Raw genomic sequence first — 21322 nt, forward strand, 5'->3', positions numbered from 1 at the left:
GGGGACGATTCAGGGCATGGGGAAGATCCTGTTCGTGATGACCGGGGCGAGCTACTGGACGCTCAGGGACGGCACCAGGCACCCGACCGGCTACTGGGCCGAGGAGTTCACGGCGCCGTACGCCGCGCTCACCGGCGCCGGGCACGAGATCGTCGTGGCGACGCCCGGCGGGGTCGTGCCGCACGTGGACGTGATGAGCCTGCGCCCGGCGATGGCCGGTGGGGAGCAGGCCGCCCTGGAGCAGGAGGGCGTGATCCGCGCGGCCGGGGAGCTGCGGCGGCCGATCGCGCTCGCCACGGCCCGCCTCGAGGACTACGACGCGGTGTACTACCCGGGCGGGCACGGGCCGATGGAGGACCTGTGGCAGGACGCCGACTCCGGGCGGCTGCTGACCGCCGCCCTCGCCGCCGGCACGCCGCTCGCCGTGGTCTGCCACGCGCCGGTCGCCCTGCTCGCCACCCGGCGCGACGGGGTGTCGCCGTTCGCCGGGTACCGCGTCACGGCGTACACCAACGACGAGGAGGAAGCCGTCGGGCTGGCGAGCCGGGCGCGGTGGCTGGCCGAGGACGAGCTCGTCGCCATGGGCGTGGACTTCAGCCGGGGCGAGGTCTGGAAGCCGTACACGGTCGTCGACCGCAACCTGTACACCGGCCAGAACCCCGCCTCGGCGGGGCCGCTCGCGGGGCAGTTGCTCAGCGGGCTGTCCTGAGCCGGACGAACGCCGACAGCGCCGCCGCCCCGAGGGTCGCCGCCGCCACGCCGCTGGTGACGCCGATCGCCGGGGCGGCGACCAGCGCCGGCAGCAGCCGCACCGCGAGCGCGCCGCCGAGCGCCCGGGTCGAGGCGCTCCACGCGAGGACCGTCGTCACCGTGCCCGGGGTGGCGTCGCGGGCGATCCGGGCGTCCATGCCGCCCTCGAACGCCGTCATCGACAGCCCCGACAGGAACTGCGCGAGGAACAGCCCGAGCAGGTGCGCCGGGGCGAGGAGCCAGCCGGCGAGCATGCCGACGCCCCACAGCGGCCAGGTGACCTGGATCGGGAGCCCGAGCCGGTCGACGAGCGAGACCGCCGGCGACGACAGCAGGCAGCCGGCACTGAACGCGATCGCCGCGCCCGCCACCGCCGTGTGCCCGTGCAGCTCGCTGGCGAGGGCCACGGACAGCAGGGTGGGCCCGGCCGCGAGGAGCGTGACGAACCCGCCGCCGGCGAGCACCGGCCACGGCAGCCGGGGGCGGCGCCGCTGGACCCGCGTCCTGGCCGGGCCCGCACCGGCGTCGGTGCCGGCCGAGTCGCGGACGCGCGCCCTGCGGGCGGTGAGGATCGTGGGGACGAGGCTCAGCCCGTACACGAGGAACACCGCCACCTGGAGCTGGCCCCGCAGCGGGAGCAGCGCCGCGACGCCGGCACCCGCGGCCTCGACGGCGGCGATCGACAGCGCATAGCGGGTCATCGCCTGCGGCCGGGCGTCGACGGCGGCGACCTCGGCCCGCATCGCGGCGAACCCGGCGTAGGCGGCGATGTGCATGACGACGACGCCCGCCGCGACGAGCGTGCCGTGCCAGCCGGCGAGCAGCGCGGCGAGCGTCGCCACCCGCAGCACGCCCTCGGTGCCGCCGGCGAGCAGCAGCAGCTTGCGCCCGTGCAGGTGCCGGGCGAGGCGGCCGGTGACGGGCGCGGACAGCACGACGCCGATGAGCATGGCGGCGTTGAACAGCCCGGCGAGGGCGAGCCCGCCGCGGTCGACGGCGACGAGGTTGAAGACGGTCCAGCCCAGCGACAGGCCGAACGAGTCGACGAGCCCGGACACCATGAGCTCACGCAGCCGCCCGGCGCGCCGGCGCCCGCCGGGGGCCACGCTGCGATGGCGGGACGGGCGCGTGGGCCGGTGCGTCCGCGGGGGCGCAACGGCCGCGGTCATCAGCTGCCGCCCACCCGGGCGCCCGGGACGTGCACCGGCACCGGCGACGGGGCGACGCCGCCGACGAAGACCGGCTCCGGCGGCGGGAAGCCGTTGAAGTGCGAGGCGTAGCTCAGCGTGTACGCCCCGGCCGAGCCGATGTACAGCCTGTCGCCGACGTCGATCGTCGACGGCAGGTTGACGCCGTAGAACATCGTGTCGGAGCTGTCGCAGGACGGCCCGGTGACGGTGAACGGCAGGTGCGGCACGAGCGCGTGGTCGGTCCGCGACGTCCACAGCGGGAAGCGCCACTGCTGCACGGTCTGCTGCGTCTCCATCATGCCGTGGTAGGCGCCGACGTCGAGGTACAGCCAGTTCTCCCCGGCCCGGACCTCGCGGCCCAGCACCGAGGACACCATGACGGAGCTCTCCGCGACGAGGTGCCGGCCGGGCTCGGCGGCGAGGACCGCCGGCCGGTACGGCAGCAGCTCGTCGAGGGCCGGCACGATCGCGTCGGCGATCTGGGTCAGGGACGGCACCCGCTCGACGTACCGGGCGGGGAAGCCGCCGCCGAGGTCGAGCATCTCCAGGTGGACGCCGTCGGCGGCGAGGACCGCCATCAACCGGCCCGCGGCCGCGATCGCCTGCCGCCACGCGCTCGTCGTCGCGCACTGGGACCCGACGTGGAACGTGACGCCGTACGGCCGCAGGCCCAGCTCCCGGGCGAGCAGCAGCAGCGCCCGGGCCTCGTGCGCCTCCGCGCCGAACTTCCGCGACAGCGGGAAGCTGCTGGTGGAGTCGTCGACGCGCAGCCGGATGTAGACGGCGGCGCCGGGGGCGAGCCCGGCGAGCTTGCGCAGCTCACCCTCGGAGTCGAAGCTGAAGCGCCACAGGCCTGCCTGGCGGGCCTCGACGATCGCGGCGGGCGGCTTGATCGGGTTGCTGTACAGGACCTCGGCGGGGTCGACGCCGATCTCCTGCAGCATCCGCAGCTCACCGATGGAGGCGACCTCGAAGCCGGCGCCGAGCGCGGCGAGCGTGCCGAGGATGTCGGTGCTGGGGTTGCACTTCATCGCGTAGAACGTGGACACGCCCGGGATCGCGGCGGCCAACGCGGTGTACCGGTCCGCGACGGTGTCCAGGTCGACCGCCAGGAACGGCGTGGGCACGTCGAGGCCCGCCAAGGCCCGCGGCCCGAGGGCGGCCGGCCAGTGCCCGGGCAGGTCCAGACGCGCCTGGTCGGTGATGGCAGCCGTCATGAATGCTCCATTCTCGTGGTGGCCTCGGGATGGCACGGAGGACGCGACGCCAGGCGCCCCGGGGTGAGATCGGCACGCGCCGGCCGTTCCTGGGCACGAGTGGCGTTGCTGAACGGGGGTGAACCCACGTGGCCGCACCGATGCGGCAACCAGGGCCTCAGGCGACGAGGGCGGCCGGGTCGCGCAGGAGGGCGCCGGCCTCGTGCGCCGGCAGCGGGCGGGAGAAGTAGTAGCCCTGGGCGAGGTCGCAGCCCATCCGGCGCAGCGCGAGGAACTGCGCGTACTGCTCGATGCCCTCGGCGACCGTCGCCATCCCCAGGCTCTGGCCGAGCTGCACGATCGTGCGGGCCAGTGCCGCGTCGGGGGTGGCGCCGCCGATGCGTTCGACGAAGGACCGGTCGATCTTCAGCGTGTCGACGGGGAAGCGGCGCAGGTACGCCAGGGACGAGTAGCCGGTGCCGAAGTCGTCGATGGCGAGCCTGACACCGATCGCCTTGAGGCTGAGCAGGACCTCGAGGTTCTCCTCGGTGTCGGTCATCAGGACGCTCTCGGTCATCTCCAGGCACAGCCGCTCCGGCTGCAGCCCCGTGTCGGCGAGGACACCGGCGACGATCGCGGGCAGGTCGGTCTGGTCGAACTGGCGGCCGGAGACGTTGACGGCCATCGTCAGCACCCGGTCCGGGTCGTCGGCGCCCCACTCGACGCCCTGGCGGCACGCCTCGGCGAGGACCCACTGGCCGAGGGCGCGGATGAGGCCGGTCGACTCGGCGAGCGGGATGAAGTCGGCGGGGGAGATCATGCCCCGGACGGGGTGGTTCCAGCGCACGAGCGCCTCGAAGCCGGTGATGCTGCCGGAGCGCAGGTCGATCGTCGGCTGGTAGTACAGGACGAGCTCGCCGGTGCCTTCAGTGCCTTCCAGGGCGCGGCGCAGGTCGGCGGCGAGCTGCAGCCGGTCGACGAGCCCGGAGTGCATCGCCGGGTCGTAGCGCGCGAAGGTGCCCTCGCCGGCGGCCTTCGCGCGGTACATGGCGAGGTCGGCGTTGCGCATGAGCTGGTCGGCGTCGGCGGCGTCGGGGCCGGTGAGGGCGATGCCGATCGAGCCCCGCACGTGGATTTCCGTATTGTCGATGTCGAATTGCAGGTCGAGGGCGTCGATGATGCGGGTGGCGAGGTCGTCGGCGTCACCCGCGTCATCTACGACGTCGATGAGGACGGCGAACTCGTCGCCGCCGAAGCGGGCGACGGTGTCACCGGGGCGGACGGCCGCGGCGAGCCGGTCGGCGACCTGCACGAGCAGCTGGTCGCCGGCGGCGTGGCCGAGGCTGTCGTTGACCTCCTTGAACCCGTCGAGGTCCAGGAAGAGCACGGCGATGTCGGCGTCGTCGCGGCGGCGCAGCGCCAGCTCGACCCGGTCCTTGAACAGGGCCCGGTTCGCCAGCTTCGTGAGGCCGTCGTGGAACGCCTCGTGGACGAGCTGGTCCTCGAGCTCCTTGCGTTCGGAGATGTCGCGGGAGTTGAGCACGAGACCCTGGACGTTGACGTCGGCGAGCAGGTTGGTGACGGTGACCTCGGCGAGGCGGGGGTGCCCGTCGGCGTGCCGCATCGAGATCTCCACGACCCGGCTGGCGTACGGGGTGTCGGCGACCGCCGCGAACGCCTCCTCGAGACGGCCGCCGGCCTCGTCGGGCAGGAACCCGGTGAGCCGCCGCCCGGTGACGTGCTCGCGGCTGTAGCCGAACACGCGCGCGATCGACTCGGACTGGTAGGTGACGGTGCCGTCGAGCGCGACGACGGTGACGACGTCGGAGCTGTGCTGCACGAGCGCCTGGAAGCGCTGTTCGCTGGCGCGCAGCTCGGCGGTGCGGGCCTCGACCCGGTCCTCCAGGCCGCGGGTCAGGCTGCGGTTCTCCAGCAGGGTGAGCAGCTGCCGGCCGACGATGAGCAGGATGATCGCGGACCGGGACCAGGACACGAACGCGTCGTGCGCGCCGTGCCTGAGCACCTCGAACGTGCTGGTGAACAGGGAGCCGAGGACCGCGATGTAGGGCAGCATGACGCCGAGCGGGCGGGCCAGGACGTCGGCGTCGCCGGCCGTGTGCTCGCGGTCGGGTTTGCGGGACGCGACGAGGATCAGCACGAACCCGGCGAACCAGCCGAGGTCGAGCACGGCGCCGGAGCCGTAGTTGTCGATGAGCGTCAGGTACGCGTAACCGCTGTCGGACACGGTGAACGCGGCCAGCCCGGTCCCGACCAGCGGCAACGACATGGGCCGCGGCCCGCCGTCGCGCAGCCGGGCGAGCATGAACAGCACGACGGTGAGCACGACGACGTCGCCGCCCGGGTACCAGAGGGTGACCAGCAGCGCGAGGAAGCTGTCGGCGCCCTGCCGGGCGAGCGGGCCGAGGATCAGGATCCAGGTGATGAGCAGCAGCGACGCGGCGATCATGAGCCCGTCGAGGATGCTGCGGGCCCGCTGGGCGACGCTCTGGCGGCTCATCGGCAGCACGAGCAGCCCGGCGGCGGTGAGCGGCATCATCCAGAAGTAGCCGGCGTCCGCGACGGACGGGAACGGCACCTCGGCGCCCAGGATCGTCTCGTACCAGATGCAGAACATCTGCCCGACGGCCCAGGACAGCGAGCCCAGCCCGGTCAGCGCCCACGACCAGCGCACCCGGCGCGCGTCGGGGCGCCGGACCCTGCCCAGGGCCTTCGTCAGGCACCCCCAGGCGGCGGCGAGCGCGGCGGCGAAGAGCGCGACGTTGGACGTGTTCTGGGCGGCGATGGGCCCGCCGGCGCCGGTGACGAGCGCGACGAACAGTAGGGCGGTGACGGCGGCGGCGGTGCCGCACAGGATCGCGTATCCGCGCGTGGGGGCGACGACGTGCCGCAGCCTGCTCAGCAATGTCGCCTCCCGTCGCCGTTCCCGTCCAGTGACCCGCAAGATCGGGTGACGGGTAGGAGAACTGAGGCGTCGCCGGGCCCGGCAACCGCACCGCACCCGGAATGACGGAATTAGCCGATTACGCGAAGTCCAGGGGGTCGGCGAAGAGCGGCTCGAACGCGAGCTCGGCGGCGCCGAGCAGGGCGGCGTCCTCACCGAGGACCGGGGTCCGCAGCCGGACGTGCTCGCGGCAGGCGGGCAGCGCGTTGCGGTTGAGGCGGCTGCGCACCTGTGCGGCGGACGCGAGGTACACCTCCCGCAGCGTGCCACCGAAGATCACCATCTCCGGGTTGAAGATGTTGACGAGGTTCGCCACGCCGAAGCCGAGCCAGTCGCCGACCTGCCGGACCGCCGCCTGTGCCGAGGCGTCGCCGCGCCCGGCCGCGTCGACGACGGCGAGGATGCCGTCGCGCCCGGACGACGGGTTGCGGCCGGCGGCAGCGAGCAGCGCGTGCTCGCCGATCTCGGTCTCCCAGCAGCCGTGGGAGCCGCAGCTGCACGGTTTGCCGGCCGGGTTGACGACCATGTGCCCGACCTCGCCGCCGTAGCCGCCGTGGCCGGTGACGGGGCGCCCGGCGGCGATGATGCCGCCGCCGACGCCGGCGTCGCCGTAGAGGTAGACGAGGTTGTCGCAGCCGACGGCGGCGCCGCGGGCGTGTTCGGCGAGCGCGGCGAGGTCGGCGTTGTTGCGCACCTGCACCAGCGCCCGGGTCGGTGCCGGTTCGGGGCCGTCCAGCTCGCCGAAGTCCTCCTCGGTGTCGTCGAGGGCGTCGGCGCCCGCGCGGGCCGGCCGGCTCCGCGCGGCGGACGGGTCGACGAGGTCCCGGGCCTGCGGCGTGCGCTGCGCGGGCACGATGCCGGCCGGGGCGGTGCGCACGCCGGTGGCGGGGAACAGGTCGACGCCGGTGCTGATGATGACGTCGGCGAGGGCCTCGCCGAGCGGCTGGTCGACCCAGCCGAGCTCGGGGCCGAGCCGGACGAACCCGTCCTCGCGGCGCACCATGGCGGAGACCGCCGCGGCGCTGCCCACGAGCCTCGCCCCCGGCGGGGCGGCCTTCTGCATCTGCCGGACGAAGTCGGCGATCGGCGCGACGACCTGCGCGGCGCTGTGGTCGCCGCGTTCCCGGACGGCGGCGTGCCGGTCGAGCACGACCCCGCCGAGCCCGACGCGGGCGGCGACGATCCGGTCGACCTCGACGGCGAACGCGAACACGTACACGTGCTCGGACTCGGGCCGCACGACCAGGGAGGGCCGGCCGGCACGGCCACGCTGCTCGCGGGGGACGCCCTCGCTGACGAGCCCGGCGGCCGCGAGGTCGGCGGTGAGCGCGCCGATCGTGCTGCGGTTGAGTCCCAGGCTCGTGGTCAGGTCGGCGCGGGACATGGCGCCGTGGAGGTGCACGGAGCGCAGGAGAGCACCCAGGTTGCTCCTGCGGATCTCCTCCTGGCTGGGGCCGACGCGCATGCTCGACTTTCTCGTTGGTGGCTGCCGGTTACCGTACGGCCGTCCCGCCGGCCGGACCAGAGCCGTTCTGGCAGCTGTTCCGACCGGCGGGACGGCGCGGCTATCTCAGCCCGGCTGATGCGGCCCGGCGGCGGGACAGGGCGTCGATGCCGGCGGCGGCGAGCAGGACGACACCGGTGACGATGAACTTCTGCCCGGCGCTGTACTGCATGAGGCCCATGCCGTTCTCGATGACGGCGACGACCGCGCCGCCGAGGACGGCGTCCAGGACCCGGCCCTTGCCGCCGAAGAGGCTGGTGCCGCCGATGACGGCGGCGCCGACGGCGTAGAGCAGCACGTTGCTGCCGCCGGTGTTGGGGTCGACGGACGCCTGCCGGGACGCGGCGATGATGCCGCCGACGGCGGCCATGGCGGAGCAGATGACGAAGACGGAGATGCGGATCCCGTCGACGTTGATGCCGGCCCGGCGGGCGGCCTCCTTGTTGCCGCCGACCGCGTACAGGTGCCGGCCGTAGGCGGTGCGGCTGAGCACGAACGTCCAGATCACCAGCAGGATGCCGATGAGCAGGACGACCATCGGCACGCCCTTCTGCGAGAACAGGATGTTGCGGCCGCGTTCGAGGTTGAGCACGTAGACGCCGACGCCCATGAGCGCGGCGATCGAGCCGACGCGCAGCGCGATCACCGACATCGGCTCGACGGCGAGCCCGCGGCGGGCGCGGCTGGTGCGCTTCCACAGCTGCAGGGCGGCCAGGGCGACGACGGTCACGCCGTACAGGATCCAGCCCTGCAACGGGGTGAACCGGCCGTCGAAGTTGATCATCTTGATCGCCGGGTCGTCGACGGAGATGATCGTGCCGCCCTTGATGAGCAGCAGCACCGCGCCCTGGAAGGCGAGGAACGCGGCCAGGGTCACCACGAACGACGGGATGCCGATCTTCGCCACCAGCAGGCCGATGACGAGGCCGATGGCGACACCGGTCACGACGGCGCCGAGGATCGCCACGTACCAGGGGAACCCGTGCGTGGTGAGCAGGGTCGCCAGGACCGCGGCGCAGACGCCGCTGGCGTAGCCCGCGGACAGGTCGATCTCGCCGAGCAGCAGCACGAACACCAGGCCCATGGCGATGACCGTGACGGCGGCGCCCTGGGAGAGCAGGTTGGCGAAGTTCGCGGCGCTGAAGAATACCGGCCGGGCGACCGAGAAGATGATCGTGAGCGCGATCAGGCCGAGGATGGCGGGCAGCGCGCCCATGTCGCCGCCGCGGACCTTCGCCAGGTACGTGCGGACGTAGAGGCCGAGGGTCGCCGGCCGGTCGGCGGACGCCTTCTCCTCCGGCGGCACCGTGGACACGGTCATGCCGTCGCTCCGTTCTTGCGCAGGCCGAGGTCGCCGCTGCGACCGGCGGTGATGAGCTCCACGACCTGGGAGTGGGTCACGTCGGTCGCGCTCACCTGGGCACACATCTGGCCGAGGTACAGCGCGGCGATGCGGTCGGCGACCGCGAACACGTCGTTCATGTTGTGCGAGATGAGCACCACGGCCAGGCCGTTGTCGGCGAGTCGCCGCACCAGCTCGAGGACCTGGGCGGTCTGCGCGACGCCGAGCGCCGCGGTCGGCTCGTCGAGCACGACGAGCCGGTTGTTCCACAGCACGGCCTTGGCGATCGCGACCGTCTGCCGCTGGCCGCCGGACAGGCTCGACACGTGCTGGCGCACCGACTTGACGGTGCGCACCGACAGCCCCGCGAGGGTCTCCGCGGCCCGCTGTTCCATCGTGATGTCGTCCAGGACGATGCCGCTCTTGATCTCGCGGCCGAGGAACATGTTCTGGACGATGTCGAGGTTGTCGCAGAGGGCGAGGTCCTGGTAGACGATCTCGACCCCGAGCGCGGCGGCGTCGCGCGGCCCGTGGACGCTGACCGGCTTGCCGTCGAACAGGTACTCGCCCGAGTCGATCGAGTAGATCCCGCCGAGGCACTTGACCAGGGTGGACTTTCCGGCGCCGTTGTCGCCGACGAGGGCGGTGACCTGGCCGGCGTACGCGGAGAAGTCCACGTCACGCAGGACCTGGACCGGTCCGAAGCTCTTGTTGAGCCCACGGACCTCCAGCAGAGGTGTGTCGGTCACGATGCTCCTTCTTGCATGTCCGACGACGGGGGTGGTGATGGCAGCGCGCAGGCCCGGTGTCCGCGGTAGGGGGAACGCGGACACCGGGCCGGTCGGCTGGTGCTACTTGATGCCCGCCGTGGCGCACTTGGCGGCGAAGTCGCCGGTGCACAGCTCGGCGACCGTGACGTAGCCGTCGTCGACGACGTCCTTCACGTTGTCCTTCGTGATCGACTTCGGGGTCAGCAGGACGGCGTCGACCTCACGCTTGCCCTCGGGGTCGGTCACCTTCTGGGAGGTGGCGCCCTTCTCACCCTTGGCCAGGCCGATGGCGAGCTTGGCGGCGGCGTCGGCCTCCTGCTTGACGGCCTTGTAGACGGTCATGCACTGGTCACCGTTGAGGATGTTCTGCAGGCCCTGGACGGTCGCGTCCTGGCCGGTCACCGGGACCTTGCCGTTGAGCTTCTGCTTCTTGAGGATGTTGATCGCGGCGTTGCCGAGGCCGTCGTTGGCGGCCAGGACGCCCGCGATGTTCGGCGTGGAGGTCAGCATCTGCTCGAACACCGTGCCGGCGGTGGTGTTGTCCCACTCCGCGACCCACTGGTCCGGGCCCTTCACGTACTCGGCGCTGTCGTACTTGGCCTTGAGCACGCCGTCGTAGCCCTGCTTGAACAGGGTGGCGTTGTTGTCGGTCTGGGAGCCGTTGAGCTCGGCGATGACCGGCTTGGTGGCCTTCGCGTCGGTGAGGCACTTGACGAGGCCCTCACCCTGCAGCTTGCCGACGGCGACGTTGTCGAAGCTGACGTAGTACGCCGCCGAGCCGCCCAGCGTGAGCCGGTCGTAGTCGATGGTGGCGACGCCGGCGGCCTTGGCCTTGTCCAGCACGGCCTTGCCGGTGCCGGAGTCCAGGTTGACGATCATGAGGACGTTGACGCCGCCCGTGATCATCTGCTCGGCGATCGTCTGGAACGCGGCCTTGTCGTTCTGCGCGTTCTGGATGTCGTAGTCGACGCCGGCAGTCTTGAACGCCGCCTCGAGGTACTTGCGGTCCGCGGTCTCCCAGCGGGCCGAGGACTTGCTGTCGGGCAGGATCACGCCGATCTTCGGCTTCTTGGCGTTGCCGCCGCTGCCGGTGTCGGCGGCCTTGTCGTCGCCGCAGGCGGTGAGTCCGCCGGTGGCGAGGACGCCGACCGCCAACAGGGAGAGGATCCCTCTGCGCATTGCACGGGTCCTTTCGGATATGCGCCTCAGGGCGCTGGGGGGTTTCGGGGCGGAGGTCCACCGTCGGGGTGTCTTCGGGACGACGGTGATTGTTGTGTCCGGCAACGTATTCCTCCGTGGCGGGTGGGCACAAGGCCGTCGCGATTTCGAAAATGTTGTTGGCGGTAACAATTGCGCAACGCCGACGCAACCGCTCCCGCCGTCATGATCATCGCCGGATTCGGTTGCCAAACGGTTGCGCGGAACGTGAATCCTGAGCGTTGTCTCCGCTTCGCTCCAGACGCCGCGACTATCCTCGACCTCATGATCACTCCGCCGCTCGCGCCGGAGATCCTTGCCGAGTTCCCGGAGCTGACCGCGCTCGGCCGGACCGCGACCCGCCTGCACCCGCGCCGTGCCACGTCCGGCGGGGGCGGCGCCGTCGGCGGTGGTGGCACGGCGCCCCGCGCGGGGGACAGCCACGTCGGCGGGCCCCTGGCGTGGCCGGCGGACGAGCCGTGGCCGGTGTGCACGCACGAGCTGCGCGACGGCCGCCCGCACGCCAGCCCGAACCCGCTGGTCCCGCTCGCCCAGCTGTGGGCGTCGGACGTCCCCGACCTGCCCCGCACCGACCCGGACGGCGACGCCTTCGACGTCCTGCAGGTGCTGTGGTGCCCCGTGGAGCACCTGCGCGCCGCCGCCGGCCCCGCCGTGCAGATCCGCCGCCGGCGCGCCGCCGACCTGCCCGCGGACCTGCTCACCGACCCGCCGCAGGGCGACGTCGAGCACGCCGGCTGGCTGCCCACGCCGTGCCTGCTGCACCCGGAGCAGGTCACCGACTACCCGTGCGCCGACGCGCTGCCGCCGGCCGTCCGCGACCGGATGCCGCCGGGCGTCGCGGCCGGGTTCGTCGCGCCCGGCTGGAAGGTCGGCGGCTACCCGCGCCGCGCCGGCGAGGTCCCGTGCCCGCGCTGCGGCGCCGCCAGCGAACTGCTCCTGCTCATCTCCGATCACGAGTACGACGCCGAGTCGTACCACTGGATCCCCGTCGAGGAGCAGGACCTGGACTGGTCCGCCCCCGGCAACGAGGCGCACGAGCGCCCGACGGGCCTGCGTCTCGCCGCCGACGTGCACCTCCTCACCTGCCCCGGCTGCGGCACCACCCACGTCACCTGACGGGTTGTCTCAGTACCGCGACAGCTGGCCGGTCGGCGACAGCACGATCCGCGGGTTCGCCGCCGGGTTCAGCCACCGCAGCAGCGCCACCAGGTCACCGCTGGGCAGCGCGACGCAGCCGAGCGTCGGGTTGCCGATGGCGACGTGCAGGAAGATGCCGGACCCGCGGCCCGGCGTCGCCGGCATGTTGTAGCGGATCACCGCGAAGTGGTTGTACTGCGGGCTGATCTGCCACAGCGGCTCGCTCGGCCCGCCGGGGTTCGCGCCGTGGTGGAAGGTGTTGTACCCGGGGGAGTCGCTGTTCTCGTCCCACCAGTCGTCCTGCACCACCCGGTGGTAGCCGTACTTCACGCCCGGGTTGGCGGCGATGCCGTACATGGTGCCGTCGAAGCCGAACACGCCGGTCGGGGTCGTCTTGTCGCCCTCGTGCTTGGCGCCGCTGAACCCGTTGGCGCCGATCCTCGCGGTCATCGCCGGCAGCGCCGGCTGCCACGCCCCGCCGGTCTTCGCGTACGCCTGCAGGCTCGCCGTGGTCGCGGACGCGCTCGCCGCCTGCACGATCACGACCTGCGTCGTGCCGGCCGGCAGCGTCTTGAGCCGCGACGCGTCGTTCGCCGCGGCCGCCGCGGCGGCGGTCTTCGACGGCGCGGGCTTCTTCGACGCGGACGCGGACGCGGACGGGGACGCCGGCGCGGACGCGGTGGGGGACGCCGACGCCGGGACCGACGGTGACGCCGCGGGTGACGAGGTCTCCGCGGGCGGCTCCGTGGCCTCCGACGCGGACGGGCTCGACTCGGGCTGCGCGGAGCGGGACGGCCTGCCGCCGCACGCCGTCAGCACCAGCACCAGCGCGGCAAGCGTGAGCAGGGCCTGTGGGGCGCGTCGTCTGCGCTGGTCAACCGGCACGACACATAGTATCGGCCGCATGCGCAACCGTTCCCGCACCCGCCGTGTCGCCGCCGCCCTGCACCTGGTAGTGGCGCCGGTGCTGGTCCTGCCCGTGCTCGCGGGCTGCGGGGGCGGCACCGGGGGCACCGCGGCGAGCGGGTCGCCACCGTCACCGGCCGTCACGGCGGGTCCGTCCACCGTCGCTGCTTCCCCGGCGCCGCCGAGCCCCGCCGGTACACCCGCCTTCGTCGGCACGGTCGAGGTGCTGCCCGCCGAGGCCCGGCAGCGGATGACCGGCGTGTCGTGGCGGCCCGGCTGCCCCGTCGGCCTCGACGACCTGCGGCTGCTGCGGCTGTCCTATGTCGGCTTCGACGGCACCGCCAAGGTCGGCGAGCTGGTCGTGCACCGCGCCGTCGCCGACTCGGTCGTGCGGGTCTTCGGCAAGCTCTACGCGGCGCGGTTCCCGATCCGCGGCATGCAGACGATCGAGGCGTACGGCGGCAGCGACGACGCGTCCATGGCCGCGGACAACACGTCCGGCTTCAACTGCCGCAACGTCCCGAACACCACGCACTGGTCCAACCACGCGTACGGCCGCGCGATCGACATCAACACGGTGGAGAACCCGTACCTGCCGGGGAAGCAGATCATGCCGTCCGCCGGCAAGGAGTACCTGGACCGGCGTAATGTCAGGCCGGGCATGATCGTCGCCGGTGACGTGGTCGTGACCGCGTTCAAGGCGGAGGGGTTCGCCTGGGGCGGTGCCTGGAAGACCGGCGTGGATTACCAGCATTTCGAAAAACCGTAGTGGGGTGCCACAGGGTGAGGCCGGTGGCACGGTTCCCATAGCGCCGTTCGGGGGAGCCGCACATGGCGGGCGATCGACATACTGGCGCAATGTCTCGAACGGCGACCTTCCGCCTCTCCCTCGCTGCTGCCCTCGCCCTGGTTGTCGGTGGGGTCGCCACCGCCGCATACGCGCTGCGCGACACCGCCACGGAGACCCCGGGCGTGACCGCGACCGGCGCGGCCGCCGCGTCGGCGTCCCCTTCTCCGGCGAAGCCGGCGTTCACCGGCTGGTCGGACCCGGCGCTGGTCGGCAAGCCGTACGGGACGAAGGTGCAGGGCCTGCTGACGTTCCGCGGCAACCCGACCCGCACCTACTACGGGCAGGGCCCGGTGCCGCGGGAGACGCCGGTGCACAAGTGGCAGTTCCCGAAGTCCGGCGGGTTGTGCCGCATGTCGGAGGACAAGGGCAAGACGACGCAGTGGTGCGGCAACGGCTGGACCGGGCAGCCCGCCGTGTTCGAGAAGGACGGGCGGACGTGGGTGGTGTTCGGCGCGTACGACGGCGCCATCCACTTCCTGGACGCCGCCACCGGCGAGCGCATCATCCCGGACTTCCAGACCAACGACATCATCAAGGGCACCGTCACCATGGACCCCGACGGCTTCCCGCTGCTGTACTCCGGCTCCCGCGACAACTACTACCGGGTCATCGCCCTGGACCGGGGCAAGCCGACCGAGCTGTGGAAGCTGTCGGCGGACGCGGTGAAGCCGACGATGTGGAACGACGACTGGGACGGCTCCGGCCTGATCATCGACGACTACCTGTTCGAGGGCGGTGAGAACAGCCAGTTCCACATCGTGAAGCTCAACCGCGGCTACGACGCCAACGGCAAGGTCACCGTCGACCCGAAGCTGGTGTTCAACACCCCCGGCTGGGACCAGCAGCTGCTCAAGGACTTCGGCGACACCAACGTCTCGATCGAGAACTCGGTCGCCATCTACAAGGACGTCGTGTACTTCGCGAACTCCGGCGGGCTCGTGCAGGGCTGGGACATCAGCGGCCTGAAGTCCGGCAAGACCCCGACCCGCGTGTTCCGGTTCTGGACCGGTGACGACACCGACGCCTCGATCGTCATCGACGAGGACGGTTTCCTGTATGTCGGCTCGGAGTACGAGAAGGGCAACGCCCGCTCCAAGCAGGTCGGGCAGATGCTGAAGCTCGACCCGTCGAAGCCCGACAATCCGGTCGTGTGGGCGGTCAAGGACCAGGGCAGCAGGCCCGCCGGCATCTGGGGAACGCCGGCGCTGTTCAAGGACATCGCCATCTACGACACGACCGGCGGCGACGTCATGGGCCTGGACCGCGCGACCGGCGCCGTGCGGTGGAAGTTCCACGTCCCCGGCAACGAGACCTGGCAGTCCCCGGTCGTCGTCGACGACACCCTGTTCATCGGCGACTGCTCGGGCGTCATGCACGCCTACGACGTCAAGGACACCAACGCCCAGCCGAAGCTGCTATGGGAGCTGAAGATCGGCGGCTGCATCGAGTCCACCCCGGCCGTGTGGAAGGGCGCCATGTACTTCGGCACCCGCGCCGGCGCCATCCACTCGCTGTCTGTCTCCTGACCCGGTAGCCCTGCGGGAACGTGCGTCCCGGCACATGCCACGCCCGTCATAGGCTGACGGGCGTGGCTGCCGAGGATCTTGACCACCGCACCCGGATGCGGGTCGAGTGCATTCCTCCGGAGCTGGTCGCCCGCCTGGTGGAGCTCGGCCACACCGGAGAGGTGCAGCTGCAGGCGGGGCGCGGCGAGTGGTTCTGCGCGCTGCACCTGGCGCGGGACCTCGCCGGGCAGGACCGGCAGGCAGAGGCCCTTGCGGTCCTCGCCCCGTTCGTCGCGACGGACTGGTGGGTCGCCGTGGAGACCGCCGCGGGGCTCCTCGACGGCTGGGGACGGGCCGAGGAGGCGATCGCGCTGGCCCGGCCGCACGCGTCCGCCGGCGGCGGCGTCGCGCTGGCGTTCGTCGCCCGCCTGCTGGCCCGGCACGGCCGCGGCGACGAGGCGTTCGACCTCCTGGTGCCGCACATCGCGGCCTGGAGCGCCGCCGAAGCGCTCGTCGACGTCGCCGGGACGGTGGGCCGGGACGAGGCGGCGGCCGCCCTGCTGACCGCTCGCCTCGAGACGCCTGGCCGGGCGGAGTGCGGCTGCCCGCGGACGGAGCCCGGCAATGCGGTGGAGCTGCTCGCCGCGATCCGGGAACGGCAGGGTCGGGTCGACGAGGCGATCGCCGTGCTGCACACCGGGGACGTCGCGCCAGGCACGCTGGCCGACCTGCTCGCCCGCCACGACCGTGTCGAGGAGCTGCGGGCGTACGCGGCCACCGACGTCATGGGCCACGCCACGGACCGGCTCGCGGCGTGGCTGGAGGGGCGCGGCGACGTGGAGGGTGCGATCGGCGTCTACCGGCAGTGGCTGGCGGGGCCGGGTTGTGACGTCAGGCTGTCGCTGGCGGAGCTGCTGATCCGGCACGGCAGGGACGAGGAGGCGCTGGAGGTGCTGCGCGAGCTCGCGGACGCCCCCGGCGGCTCGTCGGACCTCGTCGTCTACGCGGTGTGCGGCTACCACACGAACCGGGGCCGCCCGGACGCGGCGCTCGCCCACCTGGACCGGCTCAAGACCCGCCTCGGCGGCGAGGACTGGCAGTACTTCGGGCTGCGGCTGCACTTGATGGCCGCGTGCGGGCGGCTCGACGAGGCGGTCGACCTGGCGCGGACCGACCCTCCCGAGGCGGAGCCGTGGTTCGCGGTGGTGACGGTCGCCGGCCTCCTCGCCGATGCGGGCCGCACGGAGGAGGCCCTTGCCGTGCTGGAACGGGACGCGCCGGACCATGTCCACGACCGGGCGGGGCTGCTCATCGAACTCGGCCGCGTCAAGGAGGCCGTGGCGCTGTTGCAGGCGCCCGTACCGGAGCCGGCGTGGCCGGAGCCGGACGCCCGGACCGCCGAGCCCCCGTTCTGAGCGTCCCCGGCATACAAGTGTGAGCAGCGCCGTGCCGGCCTCCATGCCCAGCGCCCTAGGAGGCGCTGGGCGGTGCGCGATCTGCCATGCGGCGCCGTACCCTGTGCGCACGAAGATTGAGGGGTTCGGCAGCCAGCCTTCCGACCGGACGGTAGGATCTGGGCTCCGCAGTGCGCGATACAGGAGGCCGTAGATGGCTCGTGCGACGTCCGCCCGGCCGGAGTCGACCCGCCGCCGGCAGCGGTGGCCCGACGGGTATGACCCGGAGAACACGCGCAAGTCGCTGATCACGAGTGCGCTGGACCTGTTCGAGAAGCGTGGCTTCGACCGCACCTCGGTGCAGGAGATCGCGGACCAGGCGCAGCTGACGAAGGGTGCGTTCTACCACCACTTCGAGAGCAAGGACGACCTGCTTCGGCACATCCAGGAGGAGTACCTGGAGGCCCAGCTCACCGCGATCCAGCAGATCGAGGCCGGCAGCGACGACCCGAAGGTGCGGGTGCGCGAGCTGATCCGGTTCAGCCTGACCAGCGTGGCCGAGTACCGGGCGCACGTCACGATCTTCTACCAGGAGCGGCGGTACCTGACCGGGGACCTGTTCGCCGAGGTGACCCGCAAGCGGGACCTGGTCGAGGCGGCCTTCGCCGGGATGGTGCAGGACGGCGCCGCCCGGGGTGTGTTCCGCGCGGACGTCGACCCCCGGATCGCCACGTTCGGTCTGGTCGGCATGTGCGCGTGGGCCTACCAGTGGCTCAACCTGAGCGGCCCGCTGAGTGTGGACGAGGTGGCGCGCCAGTTCAGCGCCATGGTCCTGGAGGGCCTGCTCGCCTGACGGACAGGGCGAACCCTTGAGGGGGCCGCGCCCGGTGTGATAGATACCTTCCAGTCGGAATGATTGGGGAGGTCCATGACGCGGGCGGTTCGGGCAGGCATGGACTTCGTCACCGCGCTGGACCGGGGCAGCCTGGGCGGGCTCGCCCGGCTGTGCGCGCCCGGCGCGACCTGGTGGGTCGACACCGGACCGGACCGCCGCGGCGGCGACCCGGCCGTGTCGCCCGGCGGCAGCGGCCGGTTCCCGCTGCACGGGCTGATGCTCATGGACGACAAGCTCGCGCTGATGCGGTCGCTCGGCCCGAAGGCGTTCCCGACCGGTTGCCGGCAGATCCCGCGCCGGGTGATCGCCGGGACCGACGTGTGCGTCATCGAGGTCGAAGGTCACGGCACGCACGCCTCGGGCCTGGAATACGCCAACCGGTACGCATTCGTGTTCGACGTCGACGCGGCCGGGGCGATCGTGTCGGTGCGCGAATACCTCGACACGATCCACGCCCAGCACGTCGTCGGTGCCGCCGCCCCGGTGCCCCGCACCGCCCTGGACCGCGTGCCCGGACCCGGCGGGCAGCAACCGGGGAGCCGGGCGGAGGAGCTGGCGCTCGCGTTGTGGCCGGCCCTCGCGCGAGGGGACGTCGACGCCTTCGGGGCGCTGTTCGGCGCCGGCGCCACCTGGTGGACCGACTCCGGCCGGGACCGCGAGCGCGGGCGGCAGCACCGTACCGGCGACATCACCGCCAACGGCCCCTTCCACGGCACCGTCGCCATCGCCGACAAGCTCACCGCGATGCGGGCCAGGATCGCCTCCGGTGCATACGCCTCCGCGGCCGTCACGGTCACCCCGCACCGGTGGGTCGCCGACGACACGCTCGTCGCGATCGAGGCGAGCGGCGACGCGACCCTGGGCGGCGGGCCTGGCTCCCCGAACAGGTACCAGAACCGGTACCTGTGGGTCGTGGACACCGCACCGGACGGCATCACCCAGGTCCGGGAGTACTGCGACACCCTGCACATCGCCGACCTCATGGGCTACAGCGCGGAGGTCGGCGCATGACCGGGCTTCCCTTCACGGACCTCAACCACGTCCTCACCACCACCCGGTCGGTGCGGCTGCGGCTGGACTACGACCGGCCGGTGCCCATCGAGGTGATCGGCGAGTGCCTCCAGCTGGCGTTGCAGGCCCCGACCGGCGGCGCCGCCGAGGACTGGCGCTGGGTCGTGGTCGGCGACCCGGGCCGCAAGGCCGAGCTGGCCCGCCTGTACCTGGACGCCTACCTGGAGTACGTGCACAAGCCGCTGCACAGCGCCGAGGGCGCCGAGAGCCGGATGGTGCGGGGCCGCCTCGGCGGCGTCGACGAGCACGGCGCGGTCAGCGCCCGCACCGCGCGGATCCTCAGCGGCGCCGAGCATCTCGCGCACCACCTCGGCCGGGCGCCGTTCCTGGTCATCCCGTGCGCGACCCGACCCAACCCGGCCAGGGGCGGCCCGGGCACGCACTCGGCCGTGTACGGGTCGCTGTATCCCGCGATCTGGCAGTTCAACCTCGCGCTGCGGGCCCGCGGACTCGGCACCGTCATCACCACCCTGCACCTGCACCACGCCGCCGCCGCGGCCGCGCTGCTCGGCATCCCCGAGGACGCCCTGCAGATCACCATGCTCCCGATCGCCTACACCCAGGGCACCGACTTCAAGGTCGCCGCCCGCAAGCCCGTCAGCAGCGTCGCCTTCCTCGACCGCTGGGGCGACCCGCTGCCCTACGAGGACAAGCCCGTCGACCGCCTGACAGGAGAGGACATCCGATGAGCGTCCCCGCCGTGATCACCGACATCGACGAGGTCCTGACCACCACCCGCGCGGTGCGGCACCGCATGGACTTCACCCGGCCCGTCGACCGCGCCGTCGTCGAGCACTGCCTGCGGCTGGCGCAGCAGGCGCCGATGGGCTCCAACCTCGAGGACTGGCGCGTCGTCGCGGTCGACGACCCCACGCTGAAACGCCGCATCGGCACGCTGTACACCGAGGTGTGGCACCAGACCGTCGAGGGGCCCCTGGCCGGCGGCGAGGCGGCGACGACCACCCGCCTGTCGCCGTCGGTGCGGCCCGACCCGGCGTCGCAGGCCCGGCAGGCGCGGATCCTGACCGCGGTCAAGTACCTGGTCGACCACCTCGAGGAGGTGCCGGTCCTGGTCGTGCTGTGCAGCACCAAACCGGTCCCGCGACGCCCGCTCGGTGGCACCGCATCGGGCTACTACGGCTCGATCTTCCCGTTCGCCTGGTCGTTCCAGCTGGCGCTGCGCTCCCGCGGGCTGGGGTCGGTGATGGCGACCGCACTGGCGCACAAGGCGGAGCAGGTGCAGGAGGTGCTCGGCCTGCCCGCGGACTGGCGGCCGATCACGCTGCTGCCGGTCGCCTACACCAAAGGCCTCGACTTCCGGCCCGCCGCCCGCGCCGACCTCGCCGACGTGACGTTCTGGAACGGGCCCACCGAGCGGGCCGGGTCCGCGTGAGGGCCGCCTACGTCACCGAGCCGTCCCCGGCCGACCCCCTCTCCGCGATCCGGGTCGGTGAGCTCGACACCCCCGCGGTCCCCGACGGCTGGGTCCGCGTCGACGTGCGGGCCGGCGCGCTCAACATGCACGACCTGTGGACGCTGCGCGGCGTCACCCGGCACCCGCGCACCGGCCCGCACGTGCTCGGCAGCGACGCCGCCGGGGTGGCCGGCGGCCGGGACGTCGTCGTCTACCCGGTGCTGCCGACAACCGACGAGCAGTCCGGCGAGCAGGCCGGCGGGCGGGCCGTCGCGCACGCGACCCTGCTGCCCGACGCCGGTCACGGCGTGTTCGCCGAGCACATCGCCGTCCCTGCCGGGCACGTCGTGCCGCGCCCCGCGCACCTGGACTGGGCGGAGGCGGCGAGCCTGCCGACGGCGTGGCTGACCGCGTACCGGATGCTGTTCACCAAGGCGGCGCTCGCCCCCGGGCAGGTGGTGCTGGTGCAGGGTGCCGGCGGGGGAGTGGCGACCGCCGCGGTCAGCCTCGCCGTCGCGGCCGGCGCCACCGTCATCGTCACCTCCCGGTCCGAGCAGAAGCGGGAACGGGCCCTCGCGCTCGGCGCCACCGCCGCCCTCGACACCGGCGCGCGGACCCCGGCGCCCGCCGACGTCGTCATCGAGACCGTCGGCACCGCCACGTTCGAGCACTCGACCCGCTCCACCCGCGTCGGCGGGACGATCGTGGTCTGCGGCGGCACCAGCGGTTTCACCGCGAGCCTCGACCTGACCCGGCTGTTCGCCCGGGAGATCACCGTCCACGGGTCGACGATGGGGTCCCTGACCGAGTTCCGGGCGCTGCTCGACTTCGTCGCCGAGCACCGGCTCCGGCCGGTCGTCGACAGCACCGTCGGCCTCGCCGACGTGTCCACCCAGGCGGCGAGGATGCTGTCGGGAGCCGCGTTCGGCAAGCTCTGCGTGCGTGTCGCATGAGCGGCCCGCAGCGGAGTGAGGAGCCGCGAGTCATGGGCGCAGGGTGGAGCTCAGGCGGGCGCCGGAGCGCAGCGGAGGTGACGGCGTGAGCGGCCCGCAGCGGAGTGAGGAGCTGCGAATCGTGGGCGCAGGGTGGAGCTCAGGCGGGCGCCGGAGCGCAGCGGAGGTGGCGGCGTGAGCGGCCCGCAGCGGAGTGAGGAGCTGCGAATCGTGGGCGCAGGGTGGAGCTCAGGCGGGCGCCGGAGCGCAGCGGAGGTGGCGGCGT

The 21322-nt window shown here is 72.7% G+C and carries 18 protein-coding genes and 1 pseudogene; 10 read left to right on the forward strand and 9 right to left on the reverse strand.

What is annotated here, in order from left to right; translation table 11 throughout:
• Positions 1 to 16: 16 nt before the first annotated feature.
• Positions 17 to 709, forward strand: coding sequence for a type 1 glutamine amidotransferase domain-containing protein (locus ACFY3L_RS03525; RefSeq protein WP_389318310.1), 693 nt, complete (start codon positions 17 to 19; stop codon positions 707 to 709).
• Here the strand turns inward: ACFY3L_RS03525 and ACFY3L_RS03530 are convergent.
• The 8 genes and pseudogenes from ACFY3L_RS03530 to ACFY3L_RS03565 all read right to left on the reverse strand — a co-directional run bounded on the left by ACFY3L_RS03530 (position 693) and on the right by ACFY3L_RS03565 (position 10893).
• Positions 693 to 1856: an MFS transporter gene (locus tag ACFY3L_RS03530; RefSeq protein ID WP_389318312.1), complete on the reverse strand. Its 1164-nt coding sequence runs from the start codon at positions 1854 to 1856 to the stop codon at positions 693 to 695. The genes ACFY3L_RS03525 and ACFY3L_RS03530 overlap by 17 nt on opposite strands.
• A gap of 62 nt (positions 1857 to 1918) precedes the next feature.
• Entirely contained in the window at positions 1919 to 3157 is a 1239-nt protein-coding gene (locus ACFY3L_RS03535; protein ID WP_389318314.1) for a type III PLP-dependent enzyme, read from the reverse strand.
• 157 nt (positions 3158 to 3314) lie between these two features.
• Positions 3315 to 6059, reverse strand: a complete 2745-nt coding sequence (locus tag ACFY3L_RS03540; protein ID WP_389318316.1) for a putative bifunctional diguanylate cyclase/phosphodiesterase — start codon at positions 6057 to 6059, stop codon at positions 3315 to 3317.
• Positions 6060 to 6177: 118 nt separating this feature from the next.
• On the reverse strand, positions 6178 to 7161 hold the full coding sequence (locus ACFY3L_RS03545; protein ID WP_389319135.1) for an ROK family protein: 984 nt from the start codon (positions 7159 to 7161) through the stop codon (positions 6178 to 6180).
• A gap of 207 nt (positions 7162 to 7368) precedes the next feature.
• Positions 7369 to 7563 (reverse strand): annotated as a pseudogene (locus tag ACFY3L_RS03550) (sugar kinase); the annotation flags it as partial.
• Between the two features lie 100 nt (positions 7564 to 7663).
• Positions 7664 to 8923 (reverse strand): sugar ABC transporter permease, encoded by a 1260-nt coding sequence (locus tag ACFY3L_RS03555; RefSeq protein WP_389318318.1) that lies wholly within the window; start codon positions 8921 to 8923, stop codon positions 7664 to 7666.
• Positions 8920 to 9693, reverse strand: coding sequence for an ATP-binding cassette domain-containing protein (locus ACFY3L_RS03560; RefSeq protein ID WP_344505009.1), 774 nt, complete (start codon positions 9691 to 9693; stop codon positions 8920 to 8922). Before ACFY3L_RS03560 ends, ACFY3L_RS03555 begins: the two co-directional genes overlap by 4 nt.
• A 102-nt stretch (positions 9694 to 9795) precedes the next feature.
• A complete protein-coding gene (locus tag ACFY3L_RS03565; RefSeq protein WP_389318320.1) occupies positions 9796 to 10893 on the reverse strand; it encodes a sugar ABC transporter substrate-binding protein in 1098 nt (365 codons plus the stop codon).
• A gap of 303 nt (positions 10894 to 11196) precedes the next feature.
• Between ACFY3L_RS03565 and ACFY3L_RS03570 the strand changes: the two genes are divergently transcribed.
• Positions 11197 to 12048: a hypothetical protein gene (locus ACFY3L_RS03570; protein WP_389318322.1), complete on the forward strand. Its 852-nt coding sequence runs from the start codon at positions 11197 to 11199 to the stop codon at positions 12046 to 12048.
• Positions 12049 to 12057: 9 nt separating this feature from the next.
• Here the strand turns inward: ACFY3L_RS03570 and ACFY3L_RS03575 are convergent, their stop codons facing one another.
• Entirely contained in the window at positions 12058 to 12954 is an 897-nt protein-coding gene (locus ACFY3L_RS03575; RefSeq protein WP_389318324.1) for a L,D-transpeptidase, read from the reverse strand.
• A gap of 19 nt (positions 12955 to 12973) precedes the next feature.
• Between ACFY3L_RS03575 and ACFY3L_RS03580 the strand changes: the two genes are divergently transcribed.
• From ACFY3L_RS03580 to ACFY3L_RS03615, 8 genes are all read left to right on the forward strand, one after another.
• A complete protein-coding gene (locus ACFY3L_RS03580) occupies positions 12974 to 13744 on the forward strand; it encodes a M15 family metallopeptidase (protein WP_389318326.1) in 771 nt (256 codons plus the stop codon).
• A gap of 89 nt (positions 13745 to 13833) precedes the next feature.
• The gene (locus tag ACFY3L_RS03585; RefSeq protein ID WP_389318328.1) at positions 13834 to 15351 is read left to right on the forward strand and encodes a PQQ-binding-like beta-propeller repeat protein; all 1518 of its coding nucleotides are present in this window, start codon (positions 13834 to 13836) and stop codon (positions 15349 to 15351) included.
• A 62-nt stretch (positions 15352 to 15413) separates the two neighbouring features.
• Entirely contained in the window at positions 15414 to 16745 is a 1332-nt protein-coding gene (locus ACFY3L_RS03590) for a hypothetical protein (protein WP_389318329.1), read from the forward strand.
• Between the two features lie 193 nt (positions 16746 to 16938).
• Positions 16939 to 17577 (forward strand): TetR/AcrR family transcriptional regulator, encoded by a 639-nt coding sequence (locus ACFY3L_RS03595; protein ID WP_389318331.1) that lies wholly within the window; start codon positions 16939 to 16941, stop codon positions 17575 to 17577.
• Positions 17578 to 17652: 75 nt separating this feature from the next.
• The gene (locus ACFY3L_RS03600; RefSeq protein WP_389318333.1) at positions 17653 to 18630 is read left to right on the forward strand and encodes a nuclear transport factor 2 family protein; all 978 of its coding nucleotides are present in this window, start codon (positions 17653 to 17655) and stop codon (positions 18628 to 18630) included.
• Positions 18627 to 19379, forward strand: coding sequence for a nitroreductase family protein (locus ACFY3L_RS03605; protein WP_389318335.1), 753 nt, complete (start codon positions 18627 to 18629; stop codon positions 19377 to 19379). Before ACFY3L_RS03600 ends, ACFY3L_RS03605 begins: the two co-directional genes overlap by 4 nt.
• A complete protein-coding gene (locus ACFY3L_RS03610) occupies positions 19376 to 20083 on the forward strand; it encodes a nitroreductase family protein (RefSeq protein WP_389318337.1) in 708 nt (235 codons plus the stop codon). Before ACFY3L_RS03605 ends, ACFY3L_RS03610 begins: the two co-directional genes overlap by 4 nt.
• Complete coding sequence (locus tag ACFY3L_RS03615; RefSeq protein WP_389318339.1) at positions 20080 to 21057, forward strand: zinc-binding dehydrogenase; 978 nt, start codon at positions 20080 to 20082, stop codon at positions 21055 to 21057. Before ACFY3L_RS03610 ends, ACFY3L_RS03615 begins: the two co-directional genes overlap by 4 nt.
• Positions 21058 to 21322 lie beyond the last annotated feature (265 nt).

This window comes from Dactylosporangium sp. NPDC000521, from assembly GCF_042898305.1.
Lineage (GTDB): Bacteria > Actinomycetota > Actinomycetes > Mycobacteriales > Micromonosporaceae > Dactylosporangium.